Source organism: Burkholderia alba, assembly GCF_034721475.1.
In the GTDB taxonomy this organism is placed as follows: Bacteria; Pseudomonadota; Gammaproteobacteria; order Burkholderiales; family Burkholderiaceae; genus Burkholderia; species Burkholderia alba.
Window position 1 is genome coordinate 221,667 of the sequence record NZ_JAWJWL010000001.1, and the last position, 15,375, is coordinate 237,041.

Consider the following 15,375-nt stretch of genomic DNA (forward strand, 5'->3'; position numbering starts at 1 on the left):
AGGATCGGCGCCGGTCCGCGCGATCCTCACGAGACCGCGGCCGCGTTTGCGCGCTGCGCGGCGCATCGGAGCCGCGCCCTCGCGAGCCCGCGAGGGCGTCGCGCACACCGGCTCATCCACGATCGCCCGCCATCAGTTCGACGACGCGCGCAGCGCGGCGGCGGCGTCGAGGATCCCCGCGCCGGGCGGCGCGTTCGAGCAGGACGCGCCCGTTGTGGGGGACGCGCGCGCGGTGGCGGTCAGGCGCTGTGCGATCTGCGCGGGCGTCAGTTGCGGGTTCGTCGCGAGCATCAGTCCGATCACCCCCGCGACCTGCGGCGCCGCGAGGCTCGCGCCGTTGTTGGTCGCGTAGGTATAGGCGGCGGGCGTCGTGGCGCCCGTATTGGTGGTCGACAGGATGCCGGAGCCGGGCGCGCTCAAGGTGACATAGGCGCCGTAGTTGCTGTACGACGCACGCCGCGCGGTGTTGTCGGTCGCGCCGACCGCGATGACGCCTTGGCAGTTCGCGGGCGTGTCCTGCGCGTTCGCGAGCCCGTCGTTGCCCACGGCGACCACGACACTCGCGCCCTGTGCGTTCACGTCGTCGATCGCTTGCTGGAACGTGGTGCCGCACGGGCCGGTGCCGCCGAGGCTCAGGTTGATCACGCGCGCCGGATGCGGGTTGGCGGGCACGCCGTCGACCGGCAGTCCGGCGGCCCAGCGCATGGCGTCGACCACGTCGCCCGTGGTGCCGCCGCACTTGCCGAGCACGCGCACGGGCAGGATCTTGCCGTACCAGCTGACCCCCGCGATGCCGATGCCGTTGTTCGCGCTCGCGCCGACGATGCCGGCCACCTGCGTGCCGTGCCACGTGCTGTTGTGCGCGCCCGTGATGCAGTTGTAGAACGGTCCGCCGGGCGTGCCGTATTCCTGGGCGGTGACCCAGTCGCCGGGATCGGTCGCGTCCGCGCTGCGTCCGTGGCCGTTGTTGCCGGTGTCGAGGCTGGTGATGAAGTCGTAGCCGGGCAGCAGGTTGCCGACCAGGTCCGGGTGCGGGACGTAGCCCGTGTCGAGCACCGCGGTGACGATGCCGGGCGAGCCGGTCGTGATGCTCCATGCGGCCGGCAGATCGATGCCGCTGGTCGGATCGAACAGGTTCCATTGCTGCGCATAGTCGGGGTCGGTCGGCACGGAGCGGGCGGCCAGGCGGAGATCGGGTTCCGCGTATGCGACGTCGTCGTCCGCCGCGAACGTCCGGGCGAGCGTAGCCGCGTCCGCCGCGGCCAGCGTCTGCCCCAGCGACAGCAGCGCCGCGCCGCCCGAGACGGTACGTTCGAGCCGGATCGCGCCGCTGAAGGCCGATGCCGCGGCGAACGCCGAAGCCGGCGTGGCGTCGCGCGTGCCCAGGCGGCCGGTTACCCGCGCGATCACGGCGTCGATGCGGCTGGCGCTGTTCGTCGCGGCCATCATCGATCCGCCGCCGGCCGACGCGGTTTCGCTGCGCAGTTTGACGAGCAGGTGATCGACGAGCGCCTGCGGCGCGGTACTTCCCGACGATGGCGGCGTGCTTGCGGCCGCCTGCGCGACGGCGCACGCGGGGCTCGGCGACGATGCCGCCGGCGTGTCGGGCGCGGAGGCGGCGGGCGGCGCTGGCGACGCATTGCTCGCGCTGCTTCCGCCGCCTCCGCCGCCACCGCCTCCGCAGCTGACTGCGAGCAGTGCCGCCGCGATGGACGCAAGGACTGACAAGGGACGTGTCGAACCGGCCCCCGGCCGGTTGGGGACGATCTGATCCATAGGCATGTTGGCTGTCCTGCCGGGGCGTCGAGCCGTCGCGCTGAGCCGGAACGGTCGGAAGCCGCGGATAGGGAGAAGCCGTCGAGATCCTCGTTAATGGGCGGGACTCGATACGGCCTCGCCGGGTTTGGTTGCACTTTTTTTGTTGCGAACGCTCTGCGGCGTATAGGTAGTCGGTTGTTCGATACCGCGATTTCATTCGCGAGGAATGGATCGTTATTGCAATCGACGCGGCACCGGATTCAATATTGTCGATTCACTCAGGCTTGTAAATCGGTCAAAGGTCTCGGGACCGTGCTGATCGACTGGACCTAGGTCCAACCAGCGTCGAGAAATGCCGGAACGAAGGAATACCCGCGATGGAAAAGGACCGAAAAAGCCGAACGATAAAACCAATCGCGATCCGAAGGGCGGCGCGGCTAATTCCGATGAAATGGCAATGGCGATGAAGGGCTGCCGGATAGTCCGTCGGCGTCATGCCGACGGACTGTCGGGAATGCGACGGATTGCGGGATCGGAGGAGATCGGTGCGGTGCTATCGCGTAATACGGCGAGGATGCGGCACGAGCGCGTGGTATGACGATAGGCGCGATTCTCGCGTACCGGATGTGCAATGAATCGGTTTGAATTGAATAGCGCACTGTCGATGGACACTGAAATGCCTTTGTCGGGTGTTCCTGACAATGCTTGATTATCTTGAGCGGCCAGTGAGGGAAAATGGTCGTGCCTGAAAGTTTGTCCTCTCGGGCAGTTTGGTAGCTACGATCCTTTGTTCCCCCGGACAGCAGGGTTGTTTCACGCCACGCCCGTTTTGCGGGCGTGGCGTTTTTTTTCGTCGCGATCGATGCCGGGTTCGTCCGGTTGCGCGAAGCGGCGCGTGAATGTCAGGCTTCGCGTTGCGTCGGTCGCCATGCTGCACGGCCATGCCGTGGGATGCGAGCGGGGCTTTTTCTCGGCGATGGCCGCGAACGATGCGCCGACGCATCGCGGGCGATGCGGATTCCCGACGACGGGCGGCGGAGAGCGGACGCATCTCATGCGGGGCTCGATCGTCGGAGATCGCGTTCGATGGCGTCCGCTCCCATGCTTATCGTTATGTTGAAGAGTACATAGCGATTCGACGCCGGATCCGGCAGTCCATCGTTATGGATTGCATATCAATGTGCCCGGCCACGGGGAGCGATGCGAACAACCGGGACATCGGTTGCTTCATCCGGACGGATCCTTGCCGATGCCGGACGGCCTCGTCCGATGCCAAGTCAACGCAGTCCGGGAAACAGGCGAGATGGGGAGATGGCTACCCGGCCGGGGCACGCATGAGCGATACATGACGGATGCAGGAAGCGCAGCGTTTCCAGAAGACGGTTCATCGCGCGTGACGGCCGCGAAAGGGCGGTGCGCAATGGTCCTGCCGGACGGGGAGGGCGGCGATTCGGCGTACTTCGACTATCCGGAATCGCGACCAGACCGGATTCGTTTCGCGAGCGCGGCCCGCCTCGGCGGAGCTAGTGCATGTACGTGACGCTGCGGGCCCTGGCGCGGATCTCGAGCCCCGCGTCCAGCAGGGAAATCGAGAACCAGCGGGCGATCTTCAGCACGCCGCTGACGGTGAAGGACGGCAGCCAGTCGTTGAGAATGCGCATGGCCGCTTCGCTGTGCGTCGTCTGCAGATGCGCGATCGTCTGCAGCAGCGATGCCTCGTCGTTGGCGAGATCGGTCGCGCAGCGGCAGCGGGTATCGAGCGGCCGGCACGACGCGCAGGTCAGCGAATACATCAGCATGTCGAAATGATCGAGGCCGTCGGTGTGCAGCCCGGCGTCCACGAGTACGTCGCGCCACGACTTCTGCTCGCGGGCGGTGCCGCAGTCGGGATGCAGCCAGGTGCGCACGGCGGCCAGCACGGTCTGCTCGGCGAGATCGGGATGTTGCGCAAGCGAATCGTCGAGCAGCGAATGGTTGTGCGCGGCGGAACGATGGAAATTCATGGAACCTCCGAAGTCTGTCTGGGCGGGTCGCGCAAGGCGGCCCGGGAAAAATGGCGGGCGGCGCGCGGCGCCGCCGGCGACGGCGGGCGCGCTACGGCTGCAGGCCGCGCCATTCGCGCACGAACGCGTCGCGCGCCGGGCGGACGACGCGGTTCGCCCGCGCGGGCGGCGTACCGACGAACAGGAAACCCAGCAGGCGTTCGTCGGGGCCGAAGCCGAGTGCGTCGTGCATGTCGGCTTCGTAGCTGTCGGCGCCGGTGGCCCAGAAGCCGCCGTAGCCGAGCATGTGGATCGCATTCAGCATGTTCATCGTCGCGGCGCCCACGGCGAGCAGCTGCTCGACCTCGGGGACTTTCGACGCGCGGTTCACGGCTGCGGCGAGCGCGATGATGACCGGCGCGGCCAGCGCCTTCTGGCGGCGATGGTCGTGCGAGCCGGGCGGATCGTCGGGGGCGCGCGCGTCGGCGAGCCGCACCAGCACGTCGCCCAGTGCGTGCCGGGCCGCGCCGCGAATCACGACGAAGCGCCACGGGCGCAGATTGGCGTGGTCGGGCGCGCGCAGCGCCGCGTCGAAGATCGTGTCCAGTTCGTGGTCGCCGGGCGCGGGCTCCGACAAGGGCCAGCAGGACTGGCGGGATAGCAGCCACTGCAGCGGGTCGTGCGGATCTGCCGGGGCGGCGCGGGACGGCGCCGCGGAGAGAGGAGCATTCATGAGTAGAAGTCGTCCGAAGGATGCCGCCATCATCGGACAATTTCGACGTAATTGCAAATGATTCTCATTTGGAAGTTGATCTGGCTCGTATTTGTACCGGGCCGCCATGACGTGCCGACGTGCCCGGACATGGCCTCTTGCCCCCAAGCACATGAGATCTCGGGCCGGGGTGTGCGTTGCCTTGGTTTCGGCTCGGGAGCGTGAGTGCCGGGCTTCGGGGCGGCCGATGCGGCGCTGTGTGGATCGCCGTTTGATCCGCTCCGTTGACCCCATCCTGGATCAAATCCATCGCGTGGGACACGGCAATAGGACGAGTTAGTTTCTGCCGCAGACGTTGTGAAATCCCCGATTTATCCCGCCGACGCAATCCACGGGGAGTGGGACCGATTACTTTACCGTGCGTTACAAACGGTGCGACGCCAGCGGCCAAAGGTTCGCCGGCAGGGTGCCTGAAGTCAGGGGAACCGACCGCGCCGGTTGAAACGTATCCGTCCGAACAGCCTCGTCTGCTCGGGAATCGGTTCAATTGATTCGCAGTCCATATTTTGAAGATGGTTTGTCAAATGCTGTGCGCCGGCCTGGCGTCAGGCATGTTGTGGTCCGGGCCGTCCGCCCGTTCTCAGACCGTCATGCCGCCGTCCGCCGCCGCGCAGCGTCATCAGGAGCAGCAGCTCGACGCGGTGACGCGGCAGGCCGCCGACACGCCGGACGTGTTGACGCCGAGGGCGGCCGGGCAGGCTGGCGTGTTGCGCCTGCCGGCCGAGACGCCGTGCGTGGATATCGCGACGGTGGAATGGCGCGGCGCCGAGTCGTTCCCGTGGCTGGCGACCCAATCGCCCGGCGAGGGCGCCTGCGTCGGCGGGAAGGGGCTCGAAGCGATTCGGGCCTGGGCGACGCATGAGCTGGTCGCGCGCGGTTACGTGACGACGCTCGTCGCGGTCCCGGCGCAAAGTCTCGCCGACGGGCACCTGATTCTCGAGGTGCTGCCCGGCCGTATCGGCCGCATCGTCGACGGATCCGGCAGCCTGGGCCGGAGCGGCACGCTTTTGCCGCGTTCGGCCGGCCGTCTGCTCAACGTGCGCGACCTCGACCAGGCGATCGAGAACATCCGCAGGCTGCCCGGACAGGCGGCCACGGCGTTCGACCTCGTTCCCGGCGAGTCGGTCGGCGAGAGCGACATCCAGATCCGGCATCCGGCGGATGCGCGCCGCGTCCGGCTCATCCTGACCGCCGACAACGGCGGCCTCAATGCGACCGGCCGCAACCAGTTCGGCGCGATCGTCGCGATCGATTCCCCGCTTGGCCTCTACGACCAGTTGATCGCCACCGTCAACAACGACGCGAATCCCGGCCATGCCGTGCGCGGATCGCGCTCGCGCAGCGTCGCCTGGAACGTGCCGTTCGGCTATGGCTCGTTCTCCATCGGCGCGAGCGAGTGGGCGACCCGGCAGCCGCTCGACGGGCTGGGCGCCGATCTGGTCTACGCGCGCCGTACCCGGCGGCTGGAAGCGGGTATCGGCTACGTGCCCTACCGGTCGAGCCACGGCAAATCCATGGTCCGGTTCAAGCTCGTCAAGCGGAGCGACCGTTCGTGGCTGGCCGGAGAGGCGCTGCAGGTTCAGCGCCACGACATCACCAGCTACGACGTGTCGGCGGCGCATCACGAGAAATTCGCCCGTGCGTCGGTGGAGGCGGGCGTCGGCATGCGCGGCAGTCTCGCCGGCCTCAGCGGATTTCCCGGCTACGTCCATGGGCAGTCGAACTGGAGCGGGCGCTACCGGGTCGTCACGACGAACGTCGCGATCGACGCGCCGTTCGAAGCCGCCGGACACCGCCTCGGTTACCGGGGCACGTTCGTGCTGCAGCACGCGCCGGTTCCGGTGCCTTCGACGGAATGCCTGCAGATCGGCGGCCGCTACACGGTGCGCGGGTTCGACGGCAACCGGACCCTGGTCGGGCGCGGCGGCTGGGTCGCGCGCAACGAAGCGGCGGCCCGCGCGTTCGGCGCCGGCGAGGCCTATCTCGCGCTCGATGCAGGGCAAGCCTGGGGCGATTTCGACAACACGGGCAGCCGCCTGCTGGTCGGGGCGGCGCTGGGGTTGCGCGGCGGCTACCGCTGGTTCGGCTACGACGTCGCACTCGGGGTGCCGATCAGGAAACCGGCTTCCCTGTCCAGCCCTTCTCCCACCCTCGACGTGCAGCTCACCGCTCGTTTTTAACGCTCAGGCGGCGCCGTGCGGTGCCAAAGGGGGGCGCCATGTAATCCATACGCCGAGCGATTCACATAGAACGGGTGTGCGTCTCCGCCTGTCGTCTTTTCAATGAGTCTGGAATATCCATGAAAAACAAAATGCCTTGCCACTCGCCTCGCAGCCTGCCGTTCAAGGGCACGAAACTGGCGATGGCGTTCGCGCTCGTCCTGCCGGCCCTTGCCGCACACACCGCGCTTGCGCAATCCGCGCCGACACCGGACCCGAGCGCCGCGCAACAGCCCGGCATCGCCGCGGTCAACGGCACGCCGATCGTCAACATCGTGGCGCCGAACGGCGCGGGCGTATCGCACAACCGCTTCACCGACTACCAGGTCGGCCCGAACGGGTTGATCCTCAACAACAGCAGCACGGCGGTGCAAACGCAGCTCGGCGGCCGCATCGACGGCAACACGCAACTGGGCGGAACGTCGGCCAGCGTGATCCTCAATGAAGTGACGGGCGCCGGCGTTTCGCGGCTGCAAGGCGCGACCGAGATCGCCGGCCCGGCCGCCCGCCTGATCGTCGCGAATCCGAACGGCATCGGCACGGATGGCGCGAGCTTCATCAACGCGACGCGCGTGACGCTGGCGGCGGGCAATCCGGTGTTCGACAAGGACGGCGGCATCGCGAGTTTCGACACGCGCGGCCGGGTCGCGATCGACGGGGCCGGGCTCGATGCGGGCAACGTCGCTCAGCTCGATCTCGTCGGGCAATCGATCCGCGTCAATGCCGATCTGCGGGCGCGGACACTCGCGGCGGTCGCGATCGACGGCAACGTGGCGTTCGACGGCGACCGTGTCACGTACCGGGAGAAGGCCGGCAGTGCGCCGTCCGACGGCGACGTGCCGGACGTGCTGCTCGACGTGTCGAGGCTGGGCAGCATGCACGCCAATGCGATTACGCTCGTCGGCAAGTCGCGGGGCGTCGGCGTCAACGTCGCGGGCAAGGTGGACGTGGTGGCGGGCGACCTCGAGGTTTCGAAGACGCGCGGGATCGTCATCAACGGCAAGGAGGTGACCGGCGCGCCGGACGACGCCGCGCGCCGGAGCGCGCGCATGGCCGGCAACGGCGGGCTCGCGGTCGCGGGCAATCTGCGCAACGGCGGCACGGTGCATGCGGAGCGGGTGTCGATTCAGAACGATGTCGAGGTGGCCGACGGCGCGTCGTTGCAATCGGACAAGGATCTCGCGATCGAAGGGAGCGCCATCAATGCGGGCAGGTTGCGAGGTAGGGAAGCGGTCTCGATCCGCGGCAGCCTGACCAACCGGCAGGGCGGCCGGATCGACAGTGGCGGCGCGATCAGTATCGGCGGCGCGGCGGATAACGCCGGCGAATTGCGAAGCGCAGCGTCGACCACGATCGGCGGGAACCTGCTCAACCGGCAACGCGCCGAAATCGACAGCGGCGGCGCGATCAGTATCGGCGGCGCGGCGGATAACGCCGGCGAATTGCGAAGCGCAGCGTCGACCACGATCGGCGGGATCCTGCTCAACCGGCACCGCGCCGCAATCGACAGCGGCGGCGCGATCAGTCTCGGCGGCGCGGCGGATAACGCCGGCGAATTGCGAAGCGCAGCGTCGACCACGATCGGCGGGAACCTGGTCAACCGGCAACGCGCCGAAATCGACAGCGGCGGCGCGATCGATATCGGCGGCGCGGCGGATAATGCCGGCCAACTGCGAGGCAACGCGTCGATCCGAATCGGCGGCGGCCTGATCAACCGGCAAGACGGCCGGATCGACAGCGGGGGGGTGCTCGGTATCGGCGGCGGCGCGGATAACGCCGGCGAACTGTGGGGAGAGAAGGCCGTCAAGGTCGGCGGCAACCTGAAGAATCTCCAGGGTGCGCGGGTCGGCAGCGCGGGGGCGGTCACGGTTGACGGGGCGGTCAGCGGCCCTGGCGAGATCGAGCAGTTCGTCAAGCCCGACCCTGTGCCGCCGGTTGAGCCGCCGGTGGTTGAACCGCCGGTTGAGCCGCCCGTGGTCGAACCGCCGGTTAAGCCGCCAGTAGTCGAGCCGCCGGTTAAGCCTCCGGTAGTCGAACCGCCGGTGGTAGTTCCCCCGGTCGTGACCCCTCCGACGCCCCCGGTCGTCGTCCCGCCGGTCAAGGTGCCGGTTCCCACGATCGTGTTGCCGGCGTGGATGAAGCCGTACGTCAGCGAGCGCAACTTGCCTTACGTGACCTTCGAATAAGCGGGCATGACATCTATCGGCGCGGGGATGGGATCCACCGGTAAGGACGGCGCCTCGGCCCGACGGGAACCCCGGGCGGCGGGTATGCGTTTCGACCCGGTGCGGCCCGCGTCCGATGATGGCCCGGGTCATCTTGTATGGCCCGGCAAGCCGGCAGCACAGTCGTGTATGGAAGAGCCGGGGGGGGCGCCGCCCGGAGCCGAGTCACCCCGACCGCCATTCGCGGAACGGAATGGGCGGCCGCCGATGCCGCCGGCCCATGCGGCATGCGCCGTATCCGAATAGAAGAACCCGTCCGGCGCGGCCAACGGCGCGCCGCGCACGGCCGCAACCGTCACTGCCGCTGCGCGGCCCGCTCGCCGAACAGCGCCGGGGTGGCCCGCCCCATCAGGCCGCGTCGCAGGAATCCGTAACCGGTCCTGATGATGACCGCGCCGATCGCCATCGCCACTAGATCGTCGAGACGCCGGAACCCGGCCAGCGCGCCCGCGATCGCCAGCGTCGCGAGCAGCGACGACAACGCATCCGCCCACACGTGCGACGCACTTGCCTCCAGCAGCGTCGATCCGGTGACGCGCGCCTGCCGCCGGAGCCAGCGCGACAGGCCGGCCTTGACGAGCAGCGCGGCGATCAGCAGCACCAGCGTCAGGCCGTCGGGGCTGACCACCGGCGTCGTGCCGATGCGGGTGGCCGCGAGCCAGATCATCTCGAGGCCGGTGCCGGCCAGCAGCACGCCGAGCCCGAACAGCGCAAGCGGTTCGTAAGTCGGCCGCTGTCCGACCGGCAGCCGGGCGTCGAGCCGGCACGCCAGCAGAACGAGCGCGTCCGCGCCGAGATCGATGCTTGCATGCAGTGCGTCGGCTAGCACGCCCGACGAGTGTGCGGACCACGCCGCGCCCAGCTGGATGGCGACCACCAGCAGGTTGACGAACAGTCCGGCGGCCAGCGCCCGGGTAATGGCCGGGTAGGGAACAGGTGATGCATGCAACGGACTCTGCATGGCCGCTTGGCTTGTCTTGTGGGAAGAGTCAAGACAGTACCGGCCCCGAGTGGCAAGTCCGTGACACCCGGCGTCGCGCCTCCTCCGGCGAGGCCGGCGCGCTCAGACTTTCTCGGCCGCCGCCGCGATCCGCGCGGCACGCGTCCTGCCGCCCGCCGCACCGGCCCGAGCCGCCGGTTCGGCGGGCCGGTTGATGATGAACGACCACAGCTGCTCGGCCGCGAGCCCGCGCTTGCGCGCCGAGCGGTACAGCCGGATTTCCAGTTCGGTCACCCATTCGCCGGCCCCCGCCCGCACGAGGCTGCCGTCCTCCAGCTCCTTCGCGATGCAGCTCTCGGGCAGCCAGCCGATCCCGTGGCCCGCCAGCACCATGCCTTTCAACGCCTCCGACATGTGCGTCTCGAAGCAGCGGTGCATCACATACGGCTCCGCCGCGTTGAGCAGCAGCATCTCGACGACGTTGCCGAGAAACGCGCCGGACGAATAGGCAAGCAGCGGCAGCGGTTTGCCCGGCGTGCCGGGCAGCTGGAACTGCGGACGGCCGTCGGCATCGGGCGTCGAGACCGGCAGGATGCGTTCGACGCCGAGATTGACGAACGGAAAGTGATTCGGATCGAGCACGATCGGCAATTGCGGATGGTGATAGCCGAGCAGCAGGTCGCATTCGCCCTCGACGAGCTGCTGCACGCCCTCCGGCACGTTCACCGCGTTCACGCGCGCGGTGACGTTGCCGAAGTCGCGGTTCAGCCGCTTCAGCCATTCCGGAAACAGCGTGAAGACGAGCGTATGCGCGACCGCGAAGCGCACGACGTGATCGCTCTCGGCGAACTGGTCGTAGCCATTCACCAGATTACGGGCGGCATACATGCTGCGCAGGATGTCGGCGGCGAGACTGCGGAACATCTGGCCGGCGGGGGTGAGGGTGATCGGCGTGACGCTGCGGTCGACCAGCTTCGCGTCCATCCAGTTTTCCAGCGAGGCGATGCGCCTGCTGAAGGCCGACTGCGTCAGATGCCGGTTGCGGGCTGCGCGGGAAAAACTCTTGGTGTCCGCGAGGCTCAGGAAATCTTCCAGCCACTTTGCTTCCATATCGATCTTCGCTGTTCTTTTACCGGCGCGCGCCGAACGGCGGCGCGTTTGCGCACAGGCTCAAGCCTACCGCGCCGGGCTTCAAGCATACCGATGTTTTTTTTCGATGGGTGTCAGTCGAAATATGCATGGGCGTTGCCCGCATAAATACGGCTGCATACCGTTTCCTGTCCGGCCGGACCTGACCGGACGGTCAGCCCCGGTCTCCGGCGTCATGCCCGGAACCGGCCGGACCGCGCGCCGGCCCCGTCGCGCCACGCGCCGGGCGGCTCATCCGCATTCGACAGGGAGCACCACGATGTCCACACTGGATCAGCAACCGGCCGGCCCGACGGCCGGCGATTCCGGCCGCAAGGATTGGCTTGAATCGCACGAGGCGGGATACCACAAGACGCTCGGCAACCGCCAGGTGCAGATGATCGCGATCGGCGGCGCGATCGGCACCGGGCTCTTTCTGGGCGCGGGCGCGCGGCTGCAGACGGCCGGCCCCGCGCTCGCGGTCGTCTATCTGCTGTGCGGCGTGTTCTCGTTCCTGATCCTGCGCGCGCTGGGCGAGCTGGTGATGCACAGGCCCAGCAGCGGCAGCTTCGTGTCGTATGCGCGCGAGTTCCTCGGCGAGCGCGCGTCGTTCGTCGCGGGCTGGATGTACTTCCTCAACTGGGCGATGACGGGCATCGTCGACATCACCGCGGTCGCGCTGTACATGCATTACTGGGGGGCCTTCGGCGGCGTGCCGCAGTGGCTCTTCGCGCTCGGCGCGCTGCTGATCGTCACCGCGATGAATCTGATCGGCGTGAAGTGGTTCGCGGAAATGGAGTTCTGGTTCGCGCTGATCAAGGTCGCGGCGATCTCGCTGTTCCTGCTGGTGGGCGTCGCGATCGTCGGCACCGGCCTGTCGGTTGCCGGGCATCCGACCGGCCTGCACCTGATCACGGAGCACGGCGGTGTGTTTCCGCACGGTTGGCTGCCCGCGTTCGTGTTAATCCAGGGTGTGGTGTTCGCGTTCGCCGGCGTCGAGCTGGTCGGCACGGCGGCGGGCGAGTGCAAGGATGCGCGGCGGATCCTGCCGCGGGCGATCAACAGCGTGATCTGGCGGATCGCGCTGTTCTACGTCGGCTCGGTCGTGCTGCTCGTCTGCCTGTTGCCATGGAGTGCTTACAGAGCCGGCCAGAGCCCGTTCGTGACCTTCTTCGGCGCGCTCGGCGTGCCGGGCATCGGCTCGGTGATGAACGTGGTGGTGCTGTCGGCCGCGCTGTCGAGCCTGAATTCCGGGCTCTATTCGACGGGCCGGGTGCTGCGCTCGCTCGCGATGGGCGGCTCGGCGCCCGCGCTGCTCGGACGGATGAGCGCGCAGTCGGTGCCTTACGCGGGCATTCTGGTGACGGTCGCGATCTACGTGGTCGGCGTGGTCTTGAACTATCTGGTGCCGTCGAGCGTGTTCGAGATCGTGCTGAACATCGCGTCGCTCGGGATCATCAGTACCTGGGGGTTCATCGTCGTATGCCAGATGAAATTCCGGCGCGCGGTCGCGCGCGGCGAGGTGGAGGACGTGCCGTTCAGGATGCCCGGGGCGCCCGTGACCGCGTGGCTCACGCTGCTGTTCCTGGCGGGCGTGATCGTGATGATGGCGTTCGACTATCCGAACGGCACCTGGACCGTCGCGTCGATCCCGCTCGTCGCGCTGCTGCTGGTGCTCGGCTGGCACTGGGTGCGCCGGCGCACCAGCCGCACGATGCTGAAGCCGACCATTCCGTCGGTTGCGCTGACGCAGAGCATTCTGGAGGATGACGAACGGTAGCGCGCACCGCCGTGGTGCGGCGTGCCGCGTCTCAGTGCTAATCCGGATGAAGAAACCCGCTAGCGCAAGGCACGCTCTTTGCTCAATACTCTATACGCCGGTCCGGCATGTGCGATGCCGAGCAAAAACGATGGAGAAATTCAATGAAGCCATTCGACGAAATGCTGCAATCCGGCGATAACGTCAGAGCGCCTTACGCGCGCCTGAAGCAATGGCTCGATTCCCAGAACCCGGCCAGCCTGGCCCAGAAGGCGCACGACGCCGAGGGCGTGTTCCGCAAGACCGGCATCACGTTCGCCGTGTACGGCGACGCCGAAGCCGCCGAACGGCTGATTCCGTTCGACATCGTGCCCCGGATTATTTCCGGACAGGAATGGAATCGGCTGTCGCTCGGCATCGAGCAGCGCGTGATGGCGCTCAATGCGTTCCTCGACGACATCTATCACCGCCAGGAAATCGTGCGCGCGGGCATCGTGCCCAGGGAGCTGATCGCGCACAACAGCGCGTTCCTGCCCGAGATGATCGATTTCCGTCCGCCCGGAAACGTCTACACGCACATCATCGGCGTCGACATCGTCCGGACCGCGGAAAATCAGTTCTACGTGCTGGAGGACAACGCGCGCACGCCGTCCGGCGTCTCGTACATGCTGGAAAACCGCGAGACGATGATGCAGCTGTTCCCCGAGCTGTTCCAGCAGGTCAAGGTGCGGCCGGTCGAGACCTACCCGCAGCTGCTGCGCCAGTCGCTCGCCGCGGTCTGTCCGCCGGGCGGCAACGCCGACAACCCGACGGTGGCCGTGCTGACGCCCGGCATCCACAATTCGGCGTATTACGAGCACGCGTTCCTCGCCGATCAGATGGGCGTGCATCTCGTCGAGGGCAGCGACCTGCAGGTGGTGGGCGACCGCGTCGCGATGCGCACCACGGAAGGTTTCCGGCCGATCGACGTGCTGTACCGCCGGCTCGACGACGCGTTCCTCGATCCGCTCACGTTCCGGCCGGATTCGGTACTCGGCGTCGCCGGGATCATGGATGTCTACCGCGCGGGCAACATCACCATCGCGAACGCGCCCGGCACCGGCATCGCCGACGACAAGGCGATTTATTCGTACATGCCGGAGATCGTCGAGTTCTACACCGGCCGCAAGGCGCTGCTCGAGAACGTGCCGACCTGGCGCTGCGCGGAGGCCGACAGCCTCAAGTACGTGCTCGAACACCTGGAGGAGCTGGTGGTGAAGGAGGTCCACGGCTCCGGCGGCTACGGGATGCTGGTCGGCCCCGCGTCGTCCCGGGCCGAGCGCGAAGCGTTCGCGGCGAAGCTGCGCGCGCGTCCCGCCAACTACATCGCGCAACCCACGCTCGCGCTGTCGACCACGCCGATCCTGACCGAGAAGGGGCTGGCGCCGCGCCACGTCGACCTGAGGCCGTTCGTGCTGGTGTCGGACCGGATTCGTATCACGCCGGGCGGCCTGACGCGCGTCGCGCTGAAGGAGGGGTCGCTCGTGGTCAATTCGAGCCAGGGCGGCGGCACCAAGGATACCTGGGTGCTCGCCGACTGACGGCGTGCGGGGGCGCGGCGCCATGGGCGCGCGCCCGGGCGGAACAACGATCGGAGTGGACGACACATGCTTCTTGGACGGACGGCAAGCGGGCTTTACTGGATGTTTCGCTATATCGAACGCGCGGAGAACACCGCGCGGATCGTCGACGCGGGCCTGAGGATGGCGCTGACGCGCACGGCGGACGCACCCGCCGAGTGGTCGTCGGTGCTGGTCAGCTCGGGCGCGGACGAGGGCTACCGGGAGAAACACGACACCTACACGGCCGATGCGGTGGCCGAATACCTGCTGCGCGACCGGGACCACCCGTCGAGCGTGATGTCCTGCCTCGAATACGCGCGCTCGAATGCGCGGATGGTGCGCACCGCGCTGACCCGCGAGGCGTGGGAGAGCGTCAACAGCGCGTGGCTCGGGCTCAAGCGCGCGCTCGCGAAGCCGATCGCGCCGAGCGAGCTGCCGGCGATCCTCGACGAGATCAAGCGCGAAACCGCGCTGATTCTCGGCAGCTTCTACAGCACGATGCTGCGCAACGAGATCTTCGATTTCGCGCAGATCGGCGCGTTCGTCGAGCGCGCGGACAACACCGCGCGGATTCTCGACGTGAAGTACCACCTGCTGCTGCCGTCGGTGTCGCACGTCGGCACGATCCTCGACAACTACCAGTGGGAGTCGATCCTGCGCTCGGTGGCCGCGCACCGGTCGTACCGCTGGGTGTACGACGTGCAGTACAAGCCGCTCAACATCGCCGACTACCTGATCCTCAACGGCCGGATGCCGCGCTCGCTGCGGTTTTCGTACGGCCGGATCGTGAACAGCCTCGGCCATCTCGCGAAAGATTACGGACTCACGCACGGCTGTCACGAAACGGCGGCCAGAATCCAGCAGACGCTGGCGGACAACTCGGTCGAACGGATCTTCAAGAGCGGCCTGCACGAATTCCTTACCGATTTCATCGCCCGGAACAACAGCCTCGGCGTCGAGATCGCCCAAGCCTACAACTTCGATTGAGAGC

10 protein-coding genes are annotated in these 15,375 nt (G+C 67.7%); 5 read left to right on the forward strand and 5 right to left on the reverse strand.

Annotation, left to right across the window (positions count from 1 at the left end; all coding sequences use genetic code 11):
• Positions 1-132 precede the first annotated feature (132 nt).
• The 3 genes from RZR99_RS01040 to RZR99_RS01050 form a co-directional block, all read right to left on the reverse strand.
• On the reverse strand, positions 133-1,728 hold the full coding sequence (locus RZR99_RS01040; RefSeq protein WP_407655387.1) for a S8 family peptidase: 1,596 nt from the start codon (positions 1,726-1,728) through the stop codon (positions 133-135).
• Between the two features lie 1,553 nt (positions 1,729-3,281).
• On the reverse strand, positions 3,282-3,761 hold the full coding sequence (locus RZR99_RS01045; RefSeq protein WP_323117858.1) for a hypothetical protein: 480 nt from the start codon (positions 3,759-3,761) through the stop codon (positions 3,282-3,284).
• Positions 3,762-3,852: 91 nt separating this feature from the next.
• Positions 3,853-4,473: a nitroreductase family protein gene (locus RZR99_RS01050; protein WP_323117859.1), complete on the reverse strand. Its 621-nt coding sequence runs from the start codon at positions 4,471-4,473 to the stop codon at positions 3,853-3,855.
• A 590-nt stretch (positions 4,474-5,063) separates the two neighbouring features.
• On the opposite strand from RZR99_RS01050, the gene RZR99_RS01055 reads away from it, so the two are divergent.
• Entirely contained in the window at positions 5,064-6,692 is a 1,629-nt protein-coding gene (locus tag RZR99_RS01055) for a ShlB/FhaC/HecB family hemolysin secretion/activation protein (RefSeq protein ID WP_323117860.1), read from the forward strand.
• A gap of 119 nt (positions 6,693-6,811) precedes the next feature.
• Positions 6,812-8,917 (forward strand): filamentous hemagglutinin N-terminal domain-containing protein, encoded by a 2,106-nt coding sequence (locus RZR99_RS01060; RefSeq protein ID WP_323117861.1) that lies wholly within the window; start codon positions 6,812-6,814, stop codon positions 8,915-8,917.
• Between the two features lie 334 nt (positions 8,918-9,251).
• Here the strand turns inward: RZR99_RS01060 and RZR99_RS01065 are convergent, their stop codons facing one another.
• Both RZR99_RS01065 and RZR99_RS01070 read right to left on the reverse strand, forming a co-directional pair.
• A complete protein-coding gene (locus RZR99_RS01065) occupies positions 9,252-9,917 on the reverse strand; it encodes a cation diffusion facilitator family transporter (RefSeq protein WP_323117862.1) in 666 nt (221 codons plus the stop codon).
• 102 nt (positions 9,918-10,019) lie between these two features.
• The gene (locus RZR99_RS01070) at positions 10,020-11,006 is read right to left on the reverse strand and encodes a LysR substrate-binding domain-containing protein (protein ID WP_323117863.1); all 987 of its coding nucleotides are present in this window, start codon (positions 11,004-11,006) and stop codon (positions 10,020-10,022) included.
• Positions 11,007-11,304: 298 nt separating this feature from the next.
• Here RZR99_RS01070 and ansP point away from each other — a divergent pair, with 298 nt between their 5' ends.
• The 3 genes from ansP (at position 11,305) to RZR99_RS01085 (ending at position 15,371) form a co-directional block, all read left to right on the forward strand.
• Positions 11,305-12,804 carry an L-asparagine permease gene (gene ansP, locus RZR99_RS01075; protein WP_323117864.1) on the forward strand — a complete coding sequence of 500 codons (1,500 nt, stop codon included), beginning with the start codon at positions 11,305-11,307 and terminating at the stop codon, positions 12,802-12,804.
• Positions 12,805-12,911: 107 nt separating this feature from the next.
• A complete protein-coding gene (locus RZR99_RS01080; RefSeq protein ID WP_323117865.1) occupies positions 12,912-14,363 on the forward strand; it encodes a circularly permuted type 2 ATP-grasp protein in 1,452 nt (483 codons plus the stop codon).
• A 66-nt stretch (positions 14,364-14,429) separates the two neighbouring features.
• Entirely contained in the window at positions 14,430-15,371 is a 942-nt protein-coding gene (locus RZR99_RS01085; RefSeq protein WP_323117866.1) for an alpha-E domain-containing protein, read from the forward strand.
• The last annotated feature ends 4 nt before the right edge of the window (positions 15,372-15,375 follow it).

What these genes read in the sequence shown, in the direction of transcription:
- RZR99_RS01045 (WP_323117858.1), bottom strand. Translation starts at nt 3,761, where the DNA reads ATGAATTTCCATCGTTCCGCCGCGCACAACCATTCGCTGCTCGACGAT.
- RZR99_RS01050 (WP_323117859.1), bottom strand. Translation starts at nt 4,473, where the DNA reads ATGAATGCTCCTCTCTCCGCGGCGCCGTCCCGCGCCGCCCCGGCAGAT.
- RZR99_RS01055 (WP_323117860.1), top strand. Translation starts at nt 5,064, where the DNA reads ATGTTGTGGTCCGGGCCGTCCGCCCGTTCTCAGACCGTCATGCCGCCG.
- RZR99_RS01060 (WP_323117861.1), top strand. Translation starts at nt 6,812, where the DNA reads ATGAAAAACAAAATGCCTTGCCACTCGCCTCGCAGCCTGCCGTTCAAG.
- RZR99_RS01065 (WP_323117862.1), bottom strand. Translation starts at nt 9,917, where the DNA reads ATGCAGAGTCCGTTGCATGCATCACCTGTTCCCTACCCGGCCATTACC.
- RZR99_RS01070 (WP_323117863.1), bottom strand. Translation starts at nt 11,006, where the DNA reads ATGGAAGCAAAGTGGCTGGAAGATTTCCTGAGCCTCGCGGACACCAAG.
- ansP (WP_323117864.1), top strand. Translation starts at nt 11,305, where the DNA reads ATGTCCACACTGGATCAGCAACCGGCCGGCCCGACGGCCGGCGATTCC.
- RZR99_RS01080 (WP_323117865.1), top strand. Translation starts at nt 12,912, where the DNA reads ATGTGCGATGCCGAGCAAAAACGATGGAGAAATTCAATGAAGCCATTC.
- RZR99_RS01085 (WP_323117866.1), top strand. Translation starts at nt 14,430, where the DNA reads ATGCTTCTTGGACGGACGGCAAGCGGGCTTTACTGGATGTTTCGCTAT.